Raw genomic sequence first — 19,624 nt, forward strand, 5'->3', positions numbered from 1 at the left:
AGTGTATAAATGTTCACTTTATTGTTTTTTTAGGGTAATATGGACGCTGAAATTAATACCGTTAGGGATATTACATGATTGCTAAAAAAGTCATAGGTTTACCACTTAAAGGCTTACGTCTCGCTATGAAGTCTGGTGATACGCTTATACAAAACGCTGGCACTCAAGCGCTACGTGTTAAGACATGGTTTGACAATAACAAGAGCAACACCAATACAGCAGCAGAAACTCAATCTGCGGCTACAAGCGTCTACAAGAATGCAAACTCTGTAGCCAACTATGAAGGTGTTGACCCTCTTGAGCTTGAATTCCAAAAGTCGCCCATTAATTTAGTACCTGCTATCTTTTTGATAGCAACGCCTATTGCAGCGGCAGTTATTACCCCTTGGTATTTATTGACTCATGAAGTCAGTGCGCCAGTCTGGGGTGTGTTTGGCGCCTTTATGGTCTGGACTGGCCTTAGTATTACCGCAGGCTATCACCGTCTGCTGTCGCACCGTGCGTATAAAGCCCATCCTATTGTCAAAAACTTTTTATTGCTTGGCGCAACCCTAGCGGTACAAGGATCAGCATTTGACTGGGTATCTGGGCACCGTAGCCATCATCGTCATGTCGATGATCGTATGGAAGACCCGTATTCAGCGCAGCGTGGGTTTTTCTTTAGTCACATTGGTTGGATGCTACGTAACTACCCTAGCGGCCGTTTTGATTACAAAAATATCCCTGATTTGACTAAAGATAAAGTGTTACAAATTCAGCATAAATACTATGGTCTTTGGGTGCTCGCGACTAACGTGGCTATGGTTGCTGCAGTTGGTTGGTTGATCGGTGACGTTTGGGGTACGCTGGTGTTAGCAGGCCTGCTACGTCTAGTGCTGACGCATCACTTTACCTTCTTTATCAACTCCTTGTGTCATATGTTTGGTACGCGCCCGTATACCGATACCAACAGTGCCCGTGACAACTTCTTTTTGGCGATATTTACATGGGGTGAAGGCTATCATAACTACCATCACTTCTTCCAATACGACTATCGTAATGGTGTCAAATGGTGGCAGTATGACCCAACCAAATGGCTGATCGCAGGACTATCAAAGATCGGTCTGACCAGCGAGCTGCGTACGGTCGATGATACGACCATCAAGCATGCTGAAGTGCAAATGCAGTTTAAAAAAGCCCAGCAGCAGATCGAGACGGCGACGGCAGGTGGCATCGACATTCCTCATGCGATGAAAAACTTTCAAGATCGGATTAAGTCTGAATACGATGCCTTTATGCAGACCGTTGAAGAGTGGCAAGCGCTAAAAGCCAAAGCCATTGAGCTAAAAAAGATTGAATGTGCTGATCGTTTGCATGAAGTAGATGAGAAGCTAAAACACGATTATGCAAAGATTGAACAAAAAATCCTTGAGCACAATAGCAACCTAAAAACTGCTTTTCGCTCAATCGGTCTTAGCAAAAAAGCCGCTTAGTTTTTACTAAGTTAGTATTAAAACTAGTATTTAAAAATTGCTACTTTTCTCCTACCCTCTAACTGTTATAGTTAGGGGGATTTTTTTGCTCAATTTATCGATAAAAAATAGGAAGCCGTTATGCGCTACCAAAATAGCTATGCCCAATTAGATCCGCGTCTATATCATAAGCAGCCGCCAAGCGCTCTTAACAACCCGCGTGCCGGCCACTTCAACTCACAAGTCGCTGAGCAATTAGGCTGGTCAACTGATCAAGAGTTAATGGAGCGCTGGGTCGAAATCGTTGGCGGAGAGTATGTGCCTGAGGGTTTTGAGCCGCTGGCGATGGCTTATGCCGGTCATCAGTTTGGGCAATGGGCGGGGCAATTGGGCGATGGTCGCGGGCTGCTTATGGCGCAAGTCATTGATCGTAATGAGCAGCGACAAGACTTACATCTCAAAGGTATCGGTCTGACGCCCTACTCGCGTATGGGAGATGGGCGCGCGGTCCTTCGTAGTACCATTCGCGAGTATTTATGCGGTCACGCACTTACCCAGCTTGGCATCCCTGCCTCCAATGCGTTAGGGTTTGTGGTCTCAGATACGCCTGTGCGCCGCGAACGCATGGAGGCTGGCGCTGCACTGATGCGGGTGGCAGACAGCCATATTCGCCTCGGCCATGTCGAGTGGATCGCAAGCTTTGCCCCTGATTTGCTCGGTGAGTTTACCGACTATATGATTGATACTTATTATCCAGAGTGCCGCGAGAGCGAGATACCTGTGCTCGCATTTTTGCAAGCCGTCGTTGCGCGGACGGCACGAATGATTGCTGACTGGCAATTGATCGGCTTTGCCCACGGGGTGATGAATACCGATAACTTATCCATCACTGGCAGCACCTTGGATTTCGGTCCGTTTGGTTTTATGGAGCGCTTTAATCCTGCTTGGATCAATAATCACTCTGATCATACGGGACGCTACGCCTATCAAAACCAACCAGCGATTGGTCATTGGAACCTAAACGTTTGGTTGCCGCACTTTATGCGTTTGGACGGCGTCACCCGTGAGACGCTTTCTGATTGCTTAGCGTCTTATGAAGCGACGTTTATGCAGCACTATCAGCAAGGACTGTGTCAAAAGCTTGGACTGCCGCATCGAAACGAGAGCCTCAGTGTGGCTTTTGAGTGGTTGACTCTATTAGAAGACAACTTACTCGACTACACCAACAGCTTTCGGGCGCTGCTTGGCCTGCTGGCGCCAGAGGATTATCCATATGAGCATCAATTATTGACCACCATGACTGCTGAGTTGAGCCCTGAGGCGCAGCAAGTGTGGCAAGATTGGTCAGCGCGTTATATTAGCCTCATCGAGTCTTCAAAACTCGCAGAGGCACAGGCGACCATGCAGGCGCATAACCCTGTCTATGTGCTGCGTAATAGCATGGCACAAAGAGCCATTACGGCTGCAGAACAAGGTCAGTTTGAGGAAGTGGATCGCGTCTTCACCTTGCTTGCGCATCCTTATCAGGTACAGGATATCGCAACAGAGCTCGATACCCTGCCACCCGATCCTCATGCGCCGCAAATGCCGATTAGCTGTTCTTCATAATTGGTTTAGCGATTTAACACCTCAGGCCACATAAAACAGTGTCTTTGGCCTTTATAGACTGTAATATTTTGAGACATTATGAAATTAAGGTTGATATGTCATGGGATTTTTTGGCATTATCAACCAGCGAAATAACGAATATCATTTTATTATATTATTCGCACATTTGGGCCGAGTTGACTAGGCAGTGAATTGCCAATAGTGCTAGAATAACGGTTTTCGCTCGATTGCTTTTTTGGCCTGATATTAAACTGCCGATCATAACCCTTTTAATGCCGATGTTCTCTTTGATTATTATCATTCAATAAGCGTTGAGACGGCGGCGTTATTTTTTTATCTCCATTTACTTTATTCCAATTTATTCCAACCATGGCAATTATTATGAATGACGATACCACTTTGAATACGGATACCCACAGTTCAGAAAAAGAGCAGTTTGAACAAGCTGCCTTGCACTATCATGAGTTTCCGCGCCCAGGTAAAATCTCAGTCACCCCTATCAAACAGCTGGCAAACCAGCGTGACTTGGCCTTGGCTTATTCGCCAGGGGTAGCAGTACCTTGTCTTGAAATCGAAAAAGATCCAAAGCTTGCTGCCAAATACACAGCTCGCAATAACTTGGTCGGCGTCATCACCAACGGTACTGCCGTCCTAGGTCTGGGTAACATCGGGCCTTTGGCGTCTAAGCCTGTGATGGAAGGTAAAGGGGTACTATTCAAAAAGTTTGCTGGCATTGATGTTTTTGATATCGAGATTGCCCAAAACGATCCAGACAAGTTTATCGAAGCGGTTGCCTCTCTTGAGCCAACCTTTGGTGGTATCAACCTAGAAGACATCAAAGCCCCAGAATGCTTCAAAATCGAGCGCGAATTGCGCGAGCGTATGAACATTCCGGTGTTCCATGACGATCAGCACGGCACGTCTATCATCGTTGCGGCCGCCATGCTCAATGCCTTATTACTTACTGGCAAAAAAATCGAAGAAATCAAAGTGGTGTGCTCAGGCGCCGGTGCCGCTGCCATCTCTTGTCTAGATATCATCTGCGCGCTTGGCGTCGATAAAAACAATATCATCGTATCAGACTCTCGCGGTATCATCAGCACCAGCCGTGAAAATCTAGACGAAACCAAACAGCGCTATGCTCGTGACATCACCGCAACGTCTATCGAAGAAGTCATGGACGGTGTCGATATGTTCTTGGGCTTATCAATGCCCGGTACCTTGACCGAAGATATGGTTCGCCGTATGGCAAAAGACCCAATCGTCTTTGCCCTTGCCAACCCAACCCCTGAAATCATGCCTGAGCTTGCGCATGCTGTCCGTCCTGACGTCATCATGGCGACTGGTCGCTCAGACTATCCAAACCAAGTAAACAACGCCCTTTGCTTCCCATACATCTTCCGCGGTGCTCTAGATGTAGGCGCAACCGCAGTCAACGAAGAGATGAAAATCGCTTGTGTAAAAGCAATCGCTGCTATGGCACATGTCGAATCCACCCCAACCAGCAACGTTAAAAACATCGAGCAGATGAAGAGCTTTGGCCGTGATTACTTAATTCCAGGCCCACTAGAGCCAAACCTCATCATCGAGATTGCCTCTGCCGTTGCCAAAGCCGCCATGGACTCAGGCGTTGCCACTTTGCCTATCGCTGACATGAACGCCTATCGTCAGAGCCTATCTGAGTTTGTCTATAACTCAGCGTTTGTGATGAAGCCTGTCTTTGCGCGTGCCAAAGCAGCACCAAAGCGTATCGTCTACTGTGAAGGTGAAGACAACAACGTCCTACTGGCAGTGCAAGTTGTGGTCGACGAAGCGCTTGCCCACCCTATCTTGGTCGGTCGCCCAGCTGTCATCGAAGACCATATCAAAAGACTCGGTCTGCGCTTAAAAGATGGTGAAAACATCACTATCGTCAATCAAGACGACGATCCACGCTACAAAGACTACTGGCAAGGATACTACGAGAAAAACAAACGCCGCGGCGTCAGTATCGAGCTTGCCCGCCGTGATGTGCGTCGCAAGACCACGCTAATTGGCTCGCTACTGGTAGACAATGGCGATGCAGATGGCATGATTTGTGGTACGTTTAGTCATTATCAATTGCACTTAGACTATGTGCAAAGTGTCATTGACAAAAAAGAAGGGGTTAGCGATTTTTATGCGATGAATGCGGTACTGATGCAAAATCGCAACATCTTTATCGCGGATACTTATATCCACGAAGACCCAACAGCAGAGCAATTGGCTGAGATGACCATCTTGGCCGTTGAGCAGCTACGTCGCTTCGGTATTACGCCTCGTGTCGCTCTCGTATCACACTCAAACTTCGGTACCTCAAACCGTGACAGCGCGGTGAAAATGCGCAAAGTCTATCAAATATTGACCGACATGAACGTCGATTTTGAATTTGAAGGTGAGATGCAAGGTGATGCGGCGTTGAACGAAAACATTCGCCTAGAAGACATGCCATCAAGCCCACTAAAAGGCGCGGCGAACCTGCTGATATTGCCAACGCTAGATGCCGCAAACATCGCCTTCAACTTACTAAAAACCGCGACAAATAGCGCTTCTATCGGCCCTATCTTGTTGGGTAGCAGTAAGCCTATCCATATCCTAACACCATCAGCAACCGCGCGCCGTGTGGTCAACATGACAGCACTTGCCGTGACAGAAGCTCAGGATTTGGAAAACGAAAACCAATAAAGGGCTGATGATGTTTGTCGCATCGACATCCCTTCACTCGTTACTTTAAAATTCAAATATTGTACCAACGTAAAGGACGCTAACCTCTATGGATAGCGCTCCTCTGTTATACTAAAGCCAGCCATCGCCATTTCAGTGCGATGGCTGGCTTTTTATTGTCATTGACTGATGGCACATATCAGTCCTAACTTGCGCGATAATACGAGGCTATCATGCAGATTTATCTTGTTGGCGGAGCCGTCCGCGACCAGCTACTAGGACGACCTATCAAGGACAAAGACTACGTCGTCGTGGGCGCGACAGTAGCACAGATGCTCAGTGCTGGGTTTGTACAAGTAGGCGCAGACTTTCCGGTGTTTTTGCATCCAAAAACGCATGAAGAGTATGCGCTAGCGCGTACTGAGCGCAAACAAGGCGTCGGTTATCAAGGCTTTAGTATCCATGCCAGCATCGATGTTACTTTGCAAGAAGACTTGCAGCGCCGTGATCTGACCATCAATGCAATGGCGATAGAAGTCACTAGCCTAACCGATGACACGCCGCTGACAGGCGAGGTGCTTGACTACTACGGTGGATTGGATGATCTTGCGAATAAGACCTTGCGTCATGTCTCACCTGCGTTTAGTGAAGACCCTTTACGGGTACTGCGTACCGCACGATTTTATGGGCGTTATTATGATTTGGGCTTTACCATCGCTGAGGAGACACTGGCATTGATGCGCCAACTGGTCCACTCAGGAGAGCTTGCTCACCTCAGTAGTGAGCGTATTTGGCAAGAATCGAGCCGCGCGATGATGCAACTCTCCCCGCATGTGTACTGGCAGCAATTGTTTGATATCGGTGCACTTACCGAGTATTTTGCGCCATTACATGGCGCTTGGAATAATACGCATATAAGAGAGACGGTGCAGACGGCACTATATTTTGCTGGTCAAATGCAGCTAAATTTATCACAGCGCTGGGCGCTACTGATGACGAGCCTGAGCGCTGATGTGTTTACAAATGCTCTCACAGACTCTAGCGTTGAGACTGCCTCTGCGACAAAAAATATCAACCAAATTGGCAACATGGTCAAAGTGCCCAAAGTACATACTCAATTTGCCAATTTATTTGTCCAGCAGCTCCCTACCCTAGCCGCTATCAATGAGCTGGATGCCACTGAAAGAATTGACCTCATACAAGCCTGCGGCGCTCATAAAGCACCTGAGAAGCTCTCACAGCTGTTGGTATGTAGTCATACTTTTCAGTTGGCAAAGCAGCATCGGCAAATGATGCTGGCTCTCAATAGTTTTCACGCGATTGGTATGGAAGACATCGAAGCCGGGCTTCGAGGGCCAGAAATTGGTGCAGCATTACGGCAAGCGCGCATAGATCATCTGGACACTTAGCAGCCCTCTTAAGTGAGGATAACCGAACCGTCAAAGTGCGTCCTGATATAACTCCTAAGATATAGTACTGCTACGACTTTACTCCTTTATACCAAAAATACAGATAGACTATGAATCAAGCCGTTATCCCTATTCAGTCGGCAACTGCCAACGCAGACGCGCCTGTCATGCTCGTTACTGGCAGCGCCAAACGTATCGGAGCTGCTATTATCAAAGCGGCGCATACTCAAGGCTACCGAGTCATTATCCACTGTCGTCACAGTGAGCAGCAAGCAAAGGCGCTCACTGCCGATCTCAATCGCCGCCGTCCTGATAGCGCGGCGATGATCGTCGCTGACTTAAAGCTGGTCAATGAGCCTAAGCGCCTAAACGACTTTGTAGCGAACATCATATCCTGTTTTGGTCAGTTGGATGTATTGGTGCATAACGCCTCGCGTTTTTATCCTACTCTCCTTGGTAGCATTAATACTCAGCAGTGGGACGAGCTGTTTTTGACCAATGCCAAAGCGCCGTTATTACTCAGTCAAGCATTCTTGCCTTATCTGCAAACTCAGCACGGCTGCATCATTAGTTTGCTAGACATCCATGCTCATGATAGGCCATTTAAAGGCTATAGCGCTTATAATATGGCAAAGGCAGCGCATCGTATGATGGTGCAGTCCTTGGCGCTTGAGATGGCACCTAGCGTACGGGTCAATGGTGTCGCGCCAGGCGTCAATATACTGCCCGACGCTGATAGTGATCAGGCTCTCAATGATGATGAACAAAAGAACATCCTCAGCTCTATACCGATGCAGCGTATTGGTCGCCCTGATGAGATAGCCCATAGCGTGCTGTATCTAGCACAGGCCAGCTATGTCACAGGCGAGATTATCACCATCGATGGTGGACGCGGTCTCACCCTAGCAGGTGGTAAGTATTAAAATTTAGTAAATAGTTATAATTGTGCTTATCTTTTACTTGAAAATTAAAAAAAATCAGGTATCATTATGCGTCTAACGTTAGGGCCCATAGCTCAGTTGGTTAGAGCAGAGGACTCATAATCCTTTGGTCGTAGGTTCAAGTCCTACTGGGCCCACCATATATTAAAACCCCTTACAGGCATTGACTTGTAAGGGGTTTTTATTGTCTAAAATTTATGTGACTGCATTGATGTAATTAATTTTTTGATACTATTTTGATACTTTGACCGTTGTAGTAATTAAAGTATGATGACTATTAACACTATTGAACCGCCCCGACTATGTCGGAGTCTGGTTTACTTGAGTCAGGCAGCCATGCCTGACAGGATTAAATTATCATAATACCGCTTTTCAAACTCAAAAGGCGACACATAACCAATTTTACTATGCAAACGTGTTTTATTAAACCAGTCCACCCACTCAAGGGTTGCCAGTTCAACATCGTTAACGCCAGTCCAGTTCTCTTTTAAATAATGAATCACCTCAGAATTATAAAGCCCATTGACCGTTTCAGCCAATGCGTTGTCATAAGAATCGCCTGTTGTACCAACAGAGGCAATGACGCCAGAATCCGTCATCCTAGAAGTATAGCGAATGGATAAGTACTGAACGCCGCGATCACTATGATGAATCACATCTTTTGGGTTGTTTCTGTCTGTTATCGCTTGATTCAACGCTGCCATCACCATATCGGTGTTCCTATGATTAGACACCTTCCAGCCAACAATACAGCGGGCAAGCACGTCAATGATGAAGGCGGTATATATCCAGCCACTCAATGTTTTAATGTAAGTAAAGTCAGCAACCCATAGCTGGTTAGAGCGATGGGCCGTGAAATCACGGTTGACTAAATCATCAGCGCGCTGTTGATCATCACGAGACTTAGTCGTTATCTTACCCATACCTCGCCAAATACCCTGCATGCCATGCTGACGCATTAACCGCTCTACAGTGCAGCGTGCAGCATGTATACCTTCGGATTTCAACTGTTGCCAGACTTTACAAGCACCGTATCGGCATTTGCTGTCCTGCCAGATGCGTTTAATCTCGCTGAGATAGTAGTCGTCATGCTGACTACGCTGTGAACGCTTTTCAGGACTTTCTTCTAGCTCTTTGGCACGATAGTATGTGGATGGAGCAATCGGTAATACTCTACAGATTAGCTCGACTCCATATTGTTGTTTATGATCGTCTATAAAATCAACCATTACTTGGGTGGACGGCCCTTCTTCGCCTGGGCTTCAAGTCCAGCAGCCTTACGTATAATCTCATTGGCTTGCTTTAATTCTCTATTCTCACGTTCAAGCGCTTTGATGTGCTCTTTGTCACTTTGAGCTTGCACATTTGCAGGAATGGTTTGATCGATGTGCTTCTTATGCCACGAGCGTAGAGTTTCAGGGGTGCAACCTATCTTTGGCGCTATGGCTTTGATGGCTGACCAGGTGGAGGGATAGTCGCTCGACGCTTCAATCAGCATGCGAACGGCGCGTTCTTTAATTTCAGGGGTATAGTTTCGTGTTTTCATTGTTGTATTCTCTTGGAGCGTTGAGTCTCCGACAATACCGGGGCGGTTCATCAGCGATATCATTGGCTATATTGATCTGTACTACAATCAGACTAGGATTCAAAAGAGTTTAGGCTATAAATCGCCAAGACAGGTATGGTTTGATTATTATCATCAAGCTGCGTAATTAAAATCTCCCAAGTTTAACTGTACGGATTTGACGGCAGGGGTCAGACTTAGGTATGAAATCACTTTTGTCAGATGGTATTGTTAATATTCGGGTTTGAGAGTTTCAATTAAAGAGAAACATCAAATTCTATAATCTCTTCAATAAATTTAGCTTCGATAGGTGATAAAGCGCGGTCTTTATGCCAAAAAAGATATACGGGTATATCAGCAATACCTTCGTTTGGCGGTAAACGTCTCAGCTTAGACTCTAGGTGCGTTGCAGCAATAAATTGATCTGGTAGCGCGCCGACTCCATAGCCAGTATAAATCAAACGGACCGCTTCATCTAAATTGTTGGTATAAGCACTAATGCGGCCAGTGATATCATGGTTTTCTTTAAATACCGTAATTGGCGAAAGAACATCCCCAATATCTTCACTACTAAAAGCGATATAATCCTCTGTCAACAAATCATCAAAACTCAAATCAGGCACTGAAAACAGAGGATGATGATAGCCGCAGTATAGGTAATACCGCTGAGTAAATAATAATTGCTGATTAAGGATTTCTGGGATATGTCGGGCTAAGCAGATACCCACAGCAGGAGTCTTTTGTTTAAGGTTATTTAAAATATCCATACTTGATTTTACTGTTAAATCTAAAGTGATATTTGGATATTTTTTTTTGAAATATACTAAAAAATCATTGTATTTTGGATTATGCAGTCGACTGGCAACCAGCAATTTAATCTCGCCTTCTAAGAGATGCGAATTGCTACCCTTCATAGCCTCAATTGAGGTTATTTCTGTAAATATCGTTTGGGCAACTTGAAGACAGTAATGACCGATAGGGGTAAGCTCTAACGGTTTGGTATTACGAATGACCAGCTGACTTTCGAGCTGCTCTTCAAGCTTTTTGAGGTTTTGACTGACCGCTGATTGGGTAATGTTTAAGCGATTTGCAGCCGTACTAATACTTCCTTCTTCATATATAACAATTAATACATGAAGCAATGTCCAATTCAAGCTATCGGCTAATTTCTGTTGTAGCATGGTAGTTTCAGCACTTATATTCTAGATATATTGATAACCAATCAACATGAAAGGCCTACCAAAAATACAGAGGATTTAGTTTTTGTGCTACTTATCCAGCCTGTGAATGTTTAGCGTACCTTTCATTATTGTCCTTAGTCATAATACAATATACCTAGAGATAACGGGACTGTATAAACGCTTATTTATTATATAGCTTAAAATTTACGAACTCATTCATCCCATAAGGACCAAGCTCGCGGCCAAAACCTGATCGCTTAACACCACCAAAAGGCATTTCAGCTGCTGTGCCCGGTGCTTGATTGAACGTCACCATACCAACATCCAGCCGCTCGGCGATAGCTTGTCCACGTGCCATATCTTGCGTATGAATACATGCTCCTAGACCGAATGGCGTATCGTTAGCAAGCCTTATAGCTTCCTCAATATCAAGCGCTTTATATACGACAGCTACGGGTCCAAACAGCTCATCATGATAGGCTTGCATACCTGGGGTTACGTCAGCTAATAGCGCAGGTTTAAACCATGCCCCCGATTTTGCTATCTGTCCACCAGCTACTAGCACTGTAGCACCTTGAGTTATGGTATTATTGTATTGTGCTTGAATAGTCTCTAAAGCTTGGCTCGAGGATAATGGTCCTAAAAAAGTCTCTTTGCATAAAGGGTCAGCAGGCTCTAAAGACTCAACTCTACGAGTTAGTTTTTCTACAAATTCCTCATAAATATCTGCTTGTAAAATAATACGTTTTGCCGCGTTACATGCTTGACCAGCATTACCAAATCTACCGATGAATGCACAGGTTACTGCTTGATCGATATCTGCATCTGCTAAGACTATAAATGGGTCCGAACCCCCTAATTCGAGTACTACCTTCTTCAGTGCCGCACCTGCTGTCCGTGCAACAGCCGCACCCGCCCGCTCCGATCCTGTTAAGGAAACTCCTTGAATACGCTTGTCATTAATGATGGATGTAACTTGGTCATTATTTGCAAAAATATTATTATAAACACCTTTAGGTAAGCCTGCTTGTGCCAATATAGTAGTAATAGCTACAGCAGACTGTGGGCATGAGGGCGCATGCTTCAATACCATCGCATTACCTAGCATCAAGTTAGGTGCAATAAATCGTGCTACCTGATAATGAGGATAATTCCATGGCATGATACCCAATAATACGCCGATAGGTTCTTTTTTTACTACGGCGTTTTGAGTATTAGGCAAATCTACTGTCGTTAAAAACTGCTCACCATACTTGGCATAATAGCGAAATATTTCACTGACCAATCCAAGCTCTCCTTCACCTTGCGCCACAGGCTTACCCATTTCGCGTGCCATAATTATCGCTAAGGCTTCTCGTTGCTTGTCATACAGATCAGCAATATTATTTAATATTCGTACACGCGAGTTGATGTCACTTGTGCGCCACGCCTGATAAGCATCATTTGATTCGGTAATGATAGCTTGTATTTCGTAATCAGAATGATTGGTATATTGCTTTTCTATCTCGCCAGTCGCCGGATTCGTTACTTGATATCTTGTCATAATACTTCCTTGTTATAAATAATTATTAGCATAAGATATGAATTAGATTAACAGCTATGGCGTTAGCTCATCAGGATCAGTAATCACGTGCAACAATACCGTCTTACGTTCTTTTGTGACGACATGCATCGCCTCAGTGACACTAGCTTTAATGTCCTTATTACTAGTAATTCTTATGCCATATGCCCCAAAGGCGTTAGCGAGTGCTGCAAAGTCAGGGTTTTGTAGCTGCGTACCAGACACCCGATCGGGATAATGTGCTTCTTGATGCTGACGGATAGTGCCAAACTGTTGATTGTCCATCAAAATAATTAAAACAGGGGCATCATACCGAATGGATGTTGATAATTCTGCTTCATTCATCATAAATTCGCCATCACCAGTGACCACAATCGATAGGCGTTCTGGCGACTCTAATGCCGCAACAATACCTGACGGCAAGCTATAGCCCATCGCGCCATTTCTAGTACTGAGCTGACTTGGGAAAGTATGCGTAGGCAGATAACGCTGCGCCCATAAGCAATGATTACCAGCACCAAAACTATATACGGCATCTTTAGGTAACTGCTCAGTGACCTGTTGGATTACTTGCGTCATACTGGCATAATTTTGGTTAGTAGCTACATCAGTGACATAATGACTTTCTGTTGCTTTTTCTGGAAAAGCACAATCCTTTCTTTGTTGTTCATGACAATAATGAAACCAAGTTTCACGAGACACTGAATTGACCAGCGATACTTGACTCATCGCTTTAACAAAGCTAATAGGGCTAGCGACAATATGCTCAGTAACTGAACCACTATGACCGCGTAAACTGGTATCTAGATTGACAATATAGTTGGGTTTATCAAAAGACTGACGTAATTTATAGCCATCACTAGCGACATCACCTAACACAGTACCTATCGTTAGCAGTACATCAGCCGTTTCGATAAGAGCGGCACAATCATCTGAGCGCCCGTAACCTAGATAACCTGCGTGGGCAAGAGAATCAAAAGCCACCCTGTCTGAGGCCCGCCAATCATGAATAACAGGAATAAAATTGTCTTCGGCAAACTTCGTTAGCTGCACAGAAGCCTCTGTCGTCCAATTTTGTCCTCCTGCAAAAATCAGTGGCTTTTCAGCAGTCGATAAGGCATTTAGTATTACATTAAGATTGTCATTGCATACAGAGCCTTCAGCAACAGGTATCACTGGATGCAATTGCCCATGAAACTCCTGCTGAATAATGTCTTCAGGCAGTCCTACCACGACAGGACCTGGTCGCCCTTCTAAAGCTGCATGAAATGCTTTTGCCACAATTTCAGATGCTCTTGACACTTCATCTAATATGAATACACGCTTACACTGACTAGAGAACCACTGCTTAGGGTCAAATTCTTGAAACGACTCACGGTCTCTATCAGCAATAGGAATAAGTCCAATGAATAATATAAGTGGCACCCCATCCTGCCATGCAGTATGGATACCAGTGTAAGCTTGCGCCGCTCCTGGTCCACGGGTCACCATGGCAATACCTGGCTGACCCGTAAATTTACCATGAGCATCCGCCATATAGGTACAAGCGGCTTCGTGACGACATACAACTGTTTGGATATCAGCCTCATATAAACCATCTAAGACCGAAAGATAACTCTCACCAGGAACGACATAGGTGCGACTGACTCCGTGTAATTGCAGACTATCTACGATCGCTTGACCACCATGGATTATATTATTCATTACTAGTCCCTTAATTTTTTTATATTAACAAAAGTCTTTATTCTTTATCAGTATCTAAATAGCTTACTCAGCAGCAATAACCGTAATCTCTACCAATAGGTCAGGATGTGCCAACACTGACTCACCGCAAGCTCGAGCAGGTGGTTGCGTGTCCGCAAACCACTTATCCCACACCTCGTTCATCGCTTCAAAGTCTGACATGCTTTTTAGCCAAACGGTTGCCGTCAGGATTTTTGATTTATCACTACCTACCTCTTCTAATAAACCTTGAACTTTATTTAGACAGCTTAACGTTTGGGCAGCCACATCTTCATCGATGCCACCAACTTGACCTGATAAATATATCGTCTGATTATGAGTAACGATTTGGCTCATACGTTGATTACTATGAAGTTTCTTCATGTTCCTTCATCCTTATGTTTTTAAAAAATAATGGTTAAAAAAATATGTATTAAGTGTTAGAAAATCGTTGAGCATTAAAAGGTTTAATATCCACTGCTGTAGGCTTGTTATGTAATAACTCTTCTATAATACGTCCAGTGATAGGTCCTAAAGTAAAGCCTTGGTGACCATGTCCAAAGGCAAACCATAAATTATTATGTTTGCCAGCGGCTCCGATAACCGGCTTCATATCAGGCATGCACGGTCGTGAGCCTGCCCACGCCTCTGTCTCTACTCGTTGATTCAAAGGCAAAACAGCTTGCGCAAAACTCAACACAGCGTTCAATTGATCAAAATTCTTTGGTGCGTCCATGGTCGTCATCTCAGCACCGGTAGTAATACGAATACCCTGCTGCATTGGTCCCATGACAAAGCCTTTATCCATATCTACCAGACTGTGGTGAATCGTGTTTTGTGGAGTCGTCTCAAAATGCTGATGATAGCCGCGCATAGGAAATAAAGGCAAATCATATCCCAAAGGCTTTATCAATTGATTAGACCAGGGGCCTGCCGCAATAACAACGTCATCACTATAAAAAGTCTCATGATCCGTCATCACTTGCCAGCCATCACCATCTAATCGTATTTCTTTAACCGTAGACTCACCTATTGTTCCATTCATGCTTTGAAAGCTTTTTGCATAGGCTTTTACCAAGGCTCCGGGGTTTGATACCTGCCAAGAGTTAGACCAATGAATAGCACCGATAAAGACATCGAAATTACCATTGGGTTCTAATTCTTTTAATTGCGCAATAGATAAAACTTTGTGCTCGATACCTTGTTGCTGTGCACTTTCAGCACCCACAATTGCTGCTTTAAGTTTATCCTCGTCTCGATGCATCTCAATCCAACCATCCCGTCTGATCAAATCCTCAGCACCCGCTGCCGTAATCATCTCTTCATGTTCGTTCGTACAATGCTCAATCAGAGTATTCCACTCTTTTTCTATTTGCTGAACAGCAGATGGCGCAGAAAACTGCCAATACTTTAATAATGCCTGATGATAACGGAAGACAGCAGGCCAGCGGTAGCGTATATCCGTATTCTGATTCGGTAATACTCTGAGCAATTCTGCAAGATGCCTTGGAAAAGGATGAACATGAATAGCTTCTCGCTGAATCAATCCGGCATTACCATAAGATGTTTCTGACCCCGGTGGCTTTTTATCCAATAACAAAACCTGAGAGTTATGCTTTTGAAGGTGCCAAGCAATGGATGTCCCCACCATACCAGCACCAATAACAATCACTCCATATCGCATACCATACCCCTTTGTTTTTGCTTTGCTTTTTGTTATAGCTTTGGTCGTTCAGCCATAAATATTTGACCTTTGAAAGTCTTATATAGGGCACAGAGCAGTACATACATACCAAGAATGCCTAAAGCTGGATACAAGGTGCCTACTAATGTGCTGAATGGGAATAGTGAAGCAAGCAGAGAGAGCACAACGACCACAATAGTTAAAATACGAAACTTCGACGTTTCCGTATCTGAATCAAAGAAGCGGATCACAAAGCCATAAAGATTAGAAACCGCCGTTGTAAATACAGCAACCACAAGCACGATGCTAAATAAAAACCCAGTAGTCGGACCAATACCACGCGCTATTTCTAAGAACGGAAGCTCATAGCTCATCACATTTTCAAGATCAGATAAGAGCGCCATAATAATCAATAACAAACAAATACCTAAGGTCATTCCACCGATTATGCCCGCCATTCTAACTGTCTTTAAGTTTGGCTCTTTATTGCCAATTGAGGCAAAAGTGGATACGCCTGGAATGACATTGTATGACACATAAACTATCGCTGATGTCCACCAAAAAGTAGTGGCTGTATCGGGCTTAAGCGTTTGAATAGTAGCGTCCACAGTTGCTAGTTGATCGGCGTGCGTAGTGAAGGTAATGACAGAGATAACAACGACGGCCAAAATCATTAAGGGAGATATGATTCCTAACGCCCTAACAGAGGAGGTAAAACCAAAAATTACAGTAGATAGTGTCATTAAGGCGATAATTATTTTGCCAGCAACGGATGGTAGACCCCAGTACTGATGGATAGCTGCACCACCACCTGAAAACATGATACTAATGACGCCAAACATGAAAAATAAAAGAATATAATCAGCAAAAAAACCTATTTTTTTGCCACATATATAATTGAGAACCACACGATGGCTATTGGTTTCAAGCTGATGACCCAATTCCATAAACACTGTACCGTACCATGCCAACATAATCATAGTAATGACAGCTCCCAACATTCCGATAAAGCCATAGCCTGCAAAGAACTGCAGCACTTCTTGTCCACTGGCATAGCCTGCACCAATGACTGCACCAACATACACACCGGCATAGCTGATCGCTTTGATAATTGAAACACTCATATTAAACATCCCTGTTGTTGTGAGTTAATCGAGCAATTACCCTAATAAATCCTTTATGTGGGTAGTGATTAAAAAATTACTTTTGTTTGATAATTATTATTTTTCTGAGGTAAAGCCAGATAAAAAAGCTTGTAGGTTCTCATTGAGCTTTTCTATGCAATATCCTCCTTCAACCAGCACGATAATGGGTTTATTTAACGCTTTAAGTTTTTGTGCGAGGGTTTTAAAGCCTTCCGTACTAACGTGACACTTGGCTTGTGGATCGTCTTTATAGACATCAAATCCTAAGACATGAACGATGACATCTGGGTCAAATATTTTTAAGGACTCGATTGAGCGATCGACATAATGAAAAAATCCAGCTTCATTGGTACCGTGCGGCATCGGAAAATTGATGTTATAGCCATAGCCTTCGCCCTCACCTCTCTCGTGCTCATGACCAGCGACTACAGGGTAAAAGTTGATGGGACTACCGTGTACAGAGGTGTATAGCACATCTTTACGGTCATAGAATATTTCTTGAATACCTTGACCATGGTGCATATCCGTATCTATGATGGCGATCTTTTGAAATTTTTGACGGAGGTGCTGAGCAATGATGGCCGCATTATTTAAATAACAAAAGCCACCTGCGGCGTTTTTACGAGCATGATGGCCTGCAGGTCTGGTCAGACATATTTGTACATTATTTTGATTATTGTTTTGACTGTCTTCATCGTTTAATAAAGTGTCAGCAGCACTGAGTGCCGTTTGAGCTGACCAATAAATAGAAATCCATGAATGCTTACCAATGGGAGCACTTCCATCGGCTTGATACTTAGCTGCTTTTGCTAAGATACCAAGACCGGGGTTATTATTTTGAATATAAACGGTCGTCTGAACTTCCTCGCCCATTTCCTCGTCTACTGCCATCCATTCATCATAGCCATGCTTTAAGAAATCAACATAATCCAAATCATGCACGGCTAAAATCGGCGCTATTCCGATATCTTTAGCAGTCGTTACTGCCAAGCCTAACTCTTTTGGCGCCTTTAAAAGCTCAATCAATCGCTCAGGCTTTTCTTGAGGCTCGCGCATTTGCCCACGCGAAAAGTAAGTCTTTGGATGATGAAGTTTTTGATTTTCATGACTATAAATTTTCATGCTATACATTCCTTTGTTTCTAAAAACTTATTTTTTCGATTGATAAACCTGTTATCTTTCTATCAAAATCCTTGATATCTATTAAAAGCTTTAAGAATTCATATTAAAAATTCTAATATCTCTATCATGATTATCTCGATCTATCTTATTGTCAGCGGCACGAAACCTTATACTTACTAACATTGATTTAATATATGTTGCTGCAAAGCGACAGTCAAACGTTATAAATTAATAGCTAATATAAGTATTGCTAATACCCAATAAATCAGTATTTGTTAAGTCTATTTAAGAAATAAAATTGAAATCATTAGACCTTTTGCAAAAGTCATAGGTTTAGCTCGAAATTAATGATACCAGCAAACAGCTTCATTCTAAGATCATAGCGCTGACGACGGTTGCGATATTTATGAGCCACGATTTTAAACAACTTGATTAAGCCTATTTTGTGCTCAACCACAATACGGAACTTTGCTAGATAGTGATTGGCCTGTTTGCATATCTCCAATAACTGACCACCACGAGGTTTCTTAAATGGTGTGAAAGTTTGGTTATGTAGCTTTGCTAACCCTTGATAACCACTGTCTGCTAGATAGTTAGTATTCTCAGGTAACCAATCAGGACAAGTATCTTTATACAGCTTAAAATCGTGGATTGACCCTTTACAGGTTTGCACATCAAGTATCAAGCCGGTTTGCCAATGGACGATAACCTGCGCTTTTAAGGTGTGTTGTTTTTTCTTGCCGCTGTAGTAGTCGCTTTGGTTTTTTTTGGACGCTCAATTGGGGTTTCGGTGGCGTCGACAATGACGACTGACCAATTGATGTCCTCATCGACACGACTGGGCAGCTTTTTAGGCAATTCAAACTTGCCAGAGTCAATCAGTGTGTCTTCTACTTTACGAATGATACGGCTAGCAGAAGACTCATGAATACCAAAGTCCATACTGATATGATAAAGCGTGCGGTATTCACGCCAATAAGTCAGGGCTAGTAGTATCTGCTCCTTAAGACTGAGCACACTTGGTCTACCTGATTTGGTCTTAGATGCTTCATGCTTTTGCATGGCCTCAAGCATGTCATAAAAGGTGGCTTTATGAATGCCAGTGTAGCGTTTAAAACCAGCGTCACTTTGTTTGAGTAGCTTATCTATGTTTGGCATGGTTCCTAAAAAGTTATGAGTGTTTCAGTTATTGTAAAATTCTCTGCTACTTTTGCAAGAGGTCTATTCTACGAATAGTGCAAACAAACCCTAATCCCAATTCTTAAAACAAAATGCGTGATTGTGATGGATAATGCCAGATTTCATACGAGCAAGCGTATTCAAAAGCTACTGAATAGACATGGTCATCGTATTCTATGGCTGCCACCGTACAGCCCTGATCTAAACCCTATCGAAAAGAAATGGGCTCAAGTGAAGTTTCTACGCCAAGGCTGGATGGAAAATGACTTATCCAAATTGTTTTATGATGTTTGTCCTAACCATAACAATTTTATTTTGAACTGACTATATTTGTTCAAGTTACTATTAAAGGTAATTGCTCGGTACTATTCTATT

15 protein-coding genes, 1 tRNA gene, 1 pseudogene and 1 other annotated feature are annotated in these 19,624 nt (G+C 43.7%); of the genes and pseudogenes, 7 read left to right on the top strand and 10 right to left on the bottom strand.

All coding sequences use genetic code 11. The annotated features are described in order from the left end of the window. Positions 1-74: 74 nt before the first annotated feature. From JMX98_RS07880 to JMX98_RS07905, 6 genes are all read left to right on the top strand, one after another. Positions 75-1,472 (top strand): fatty acid desaturase, encoded by a 1,398-nt coding sequence (locus JMX98_RS07880; RefSeq protein WP_227680089.1) that lies wholly within the window; start codon positions 75-77, stop codon positions 1,470-1,472. Between the two features lie 120 nt (positions 1,473-1,592). After that, a complete protein-coding gene (locus tag JMX98_RS07885; protein ID WP_201585760.1) occupies positions 1,593-3,059 on the top strand; it encodes a protein adenylyltransferase SelO in 1,467 nt (488 codons plus the stop codon). A gap of 381 nt (positions 3,060-3,440) precedes the next feature. Beyond that, complete coding sequence (locus JMX98_RS07890; RefSeq protein WP_201585762.1) at positions 3,441-5,762, top strand: NADP-dependent malic enzyme; 2,322 nt, start codon at positions 3,441-3,443, stop codon at positions 5,760-5,762. Positions 5,763-5,974: 212 nt separating this feature from the next. After that, positions 5,975-7,150, top strand: coding sequence for a tRNA nucleotidyltransferase (locus JMX98_RS07895; protein ID WP_201585764.1), 1,176 nt, complete (start codon positions 5,975-5,977; stop codon positions 7,148-7,150). Positions 7,151-7,260: 110 nt separating this feature from the next. Further along, complete coding sequence (locus JMX98_RS07900) at positions 7,261-8,073, top strand: pteridine reductase (protein WP_201585766.1); 813 nt, start codon at positions 7,261-7,263, stop codon at positions 8,071-8,073. An 81-nt stretch (positions 8,074-8,154) separates the two neighbouring features. After that, positions 8,155-8,231: transfer RNA gene (locus JMX98_RS07905), tRNA-Ile, on the top strand. 186 nt (positions 8,232-8,417) lie between these two features. Here the strand turns inward: JMX98_RS07905 and JMX98_RS07910 are convergent. The 10 genes and pseudogenes from JMX98_RS07910 to JMX98_RS07955 all read right to left on the bottom strand — a co-directional run bounded on the left by JMX98_RS07910 (position 8,418) and on the right by JMX98_RS07955 (position 19,228). Further along, a protein-coding gene (locus JMX98_RS07910) for an IS3 family transposase (RefSeq protein WP_201585768.1) occupies positions 8,418-9,637 on the bottom strand; the annotation gives its coding sequence in 2 pieces (ribosomal slippage) (positions 8,418-9,355 and positions 9,355-9,637; 1,221 coding nt in all). Beyond that, positions 9,246-9,362: a sequence feature (AL1L pseudoknot), on the bottom strand. Its footprint overlaps the gene before it by 117 nt. Before the next feature lie 275 nt (positions 9,638-9,912). After that, entirely contained in the window at positions 9,913-10,836 is a 924-nt protein-coding gene (locus tag JMX98_RS07915; RefSeq protein WP_201585770.1) for a LysR family transcriptional regulator, read from the bottom strand. Positions 10,837-11,017: 181 nt separating this feature from the next. Beyond that, a complete protein-coding gene (locus JMX98_RS07920) occupies positions 11,018-12,379 on the bottom strand; it encodes an NAD-dependent succinate-semialdehyde dehydrogenase (RefSeq protein WP_201585773.1) in 1,362 nt (453 codons plus the stop codon). Between the two features lie 54 nt (positions 12,380-12,433). Then, positions 12,434-14,101, bottom strand: a complete 1,668-nt coding sequence (locus JMX98_RS07925) for a thiamine pyrophosphate-dependent enzyme (RefSeq protein ID WP_201585774.1) — start codon at positions 14,099-14,101, stop codon at positions 12,434-12,436. Between the two features lie 63 nt (positions 14,102-14,164). Next, positions 14,165-14,503 carry a RidA family protein gene (locus JMX98_RS07930; RefSeq protein WP_201585775.1) on the bottom strand — a complete coding sequence of 113 codons (339 nt, stop codon included), beginning with the start codon at positions 14,501-14,503 and terminating at the stop codon, positions 14,165-14,167. A 49-nt stretch (positions 14,504-14,552) separates the two neighbouring features. Further along, positions 14,553-15,803, bottom strand: coding sequence for an NAD(P)/FAD-dependent oxidoreductase (locus JMX98_RS07935; RefSeq protein ID WP_201585776.1), 1,251 nt, complete (start codon positions 15,801-15,803; stop codon positions 14,553-14,555). A 32-nt stretch (positions 15,804-15,835) separates the two neighbouring features. Continuing rightward, positions 15,836-16,927 carry a beta-carotene 15,15'-monooxygenase gene (locus tag JMX98_RS07940; protein WP_201585777.1) on the bottom strand — a complete coding sequence of 364 codons (1,092 nt, stop codon included), beginning with the start codon at positions 16,925-16,927 and terminating at the stop codon, positions 15,836-15,838. 96 nt (positions 16,928-17,023) lie between these two features. After that, a complete protein-coding gene (locus JMX98_RS07945; RefSeq protein WP_201585778.1) occupies positions 17,024-18,070 on the bottom strand; it encodes a histone deacetylase family protein in 1,047 nt (348 codons plus the stop codon). A 325-nt stretch (positions 18,071-18,395) separates the two neighbouring features. Continuing rightward, positions 18,396-18,779, bottom strand: a pseudogene (locus JMX98_RS07950) (transposase family protein); the annotation flags it as partial. Between the two features lie 8 nt (positions 18,780-18,787). Continuing rightward, positions 18,788-19,228 carry a transposase family protein gene (locus tag JMX98_RS07955; protein ID WP_133105064.1) on the bottom strand — a complete coding sequence of 147 codons (441 nt, stop codon included), beginning with the start codon at positions 19,226-19,228 and terminating at the stop codon, positions 18,788-18,790. 93 nt (positions 19,229-19,321) lie between these two features. Here JMX98_RS07955 and JMX98_RS07960 point away from each other — a divergent pair, with 93 nt between their 5' ends. Then, on the top strand, positions 19,322-19,573 hold the full coding sequence (locus tag JMX98_RS07960) for a transposase (RefSeq protein WP_265089362.1): 252 nt from the start codon (positions 19,322-19,324) through the stop codon (positions 19,571-19,573). The last annotated feature ends 51 nt before the right edge of the window (positions 19,574-19,624 follow it).

The sequence above is a fragment of the Psychrobacter sp. HII-4 genome (genome assembly GCF_904846595.1).
In the GTDB taxonomy this organism is placed as follows: Bacteria; Pseudomonadota; Gammaproteobacteria; order Pseudomonadales; family Moraxellaceae; genus Psychrobacter; species Psychrobacter celer.

Coding starts and splice junctions, on each gene's coding strand:
- JMX98_RS07940 (WP_201585777.1), bottom strand. CDS start 16,927: ATGAGTGTTTCAATTATCAAAGCGATCAGCTATGCCGGTGTGTATGTT.
- JMX98_RS07920 (WP_201585773.1), bottom strand. CDS start 12,379: ATGACAAGATATCAAGTAACGAATCCGGCGACTGGCGAGATAGAAAAG.
- JMX98_RS07955 (WP_133105064.1), bottom strand. CDS start 19,228: ATGCCAAACATAGATAAGCTACTCAAACAAAGTGACGCTGGTTTTAAA.
- JMX98_RS07930 (WP_201585775.1), bottom strand. CDS start 14,503: ATGAAGAAACTTCATAGTAATCAACGTATGAGCCAAATCGTTACTCAT.
- JMX98_RS07945 (WP_201585778.1), bottom strand. CDS start 18,070: ATGAAAATTTATAGTCATGAAAATCAAAAACTTCATCATCCAAAGACT.
- JMX98_RS07885 (WP_201585760.1), top strand. CDS start 1,593: ATGCGCTACCAAAATAGCTATGCCCAATTAGATCCGCGTCTATATCAT.
- JMX98_RS07890 (WP_201585762.1), top strand. CDS start 3,441: ATGAATGACGATACCACTTTGAATACGGATACCCACAGTTCAGAAAAA.
- JMX98_RS07895 (WP_201585764.1), top strand. CDS start 5,975: ATGCAGATTTATCTTGTTGGCGGAGCCGTCCGCGACCAGCTACTAGGA.
- JMX98_RS07935 (WP_201585776.1), bottom strand. CDS start 15,803: ATGCGATATGGAGTGATTGTTATTGGTGCTGGTATGGTGGGGACATCC.
- JMX98_RS07925 (WP_201585774.1), bottom strand. CDS start 14,101: ATGAATAATATAATCCATGGTGGTCAAGCGATCGTAGATAGTCTGCAA.
- JMX98_RS07915 (WP_201585770.1), bottom strand. CDS start 10,836: ATGCTACAACAGAAATTAGCCGATAGCTTGAATTGGACATTGCTTCAT.
- JMX98_RS07900 (WP_201585766.1), top strand. CDS start 7,261: ATGAATCAAGCCGTTATCCCTATTCAGTCGGCAACTGCCAACGCAGAC.
- JMX98_RS07880 (WP_227680089.1), top strand. CDS start 75: ATGATTGCTAAAAAAGTCATAGGTTTACCACTTAAAGGCTTACGTCTC.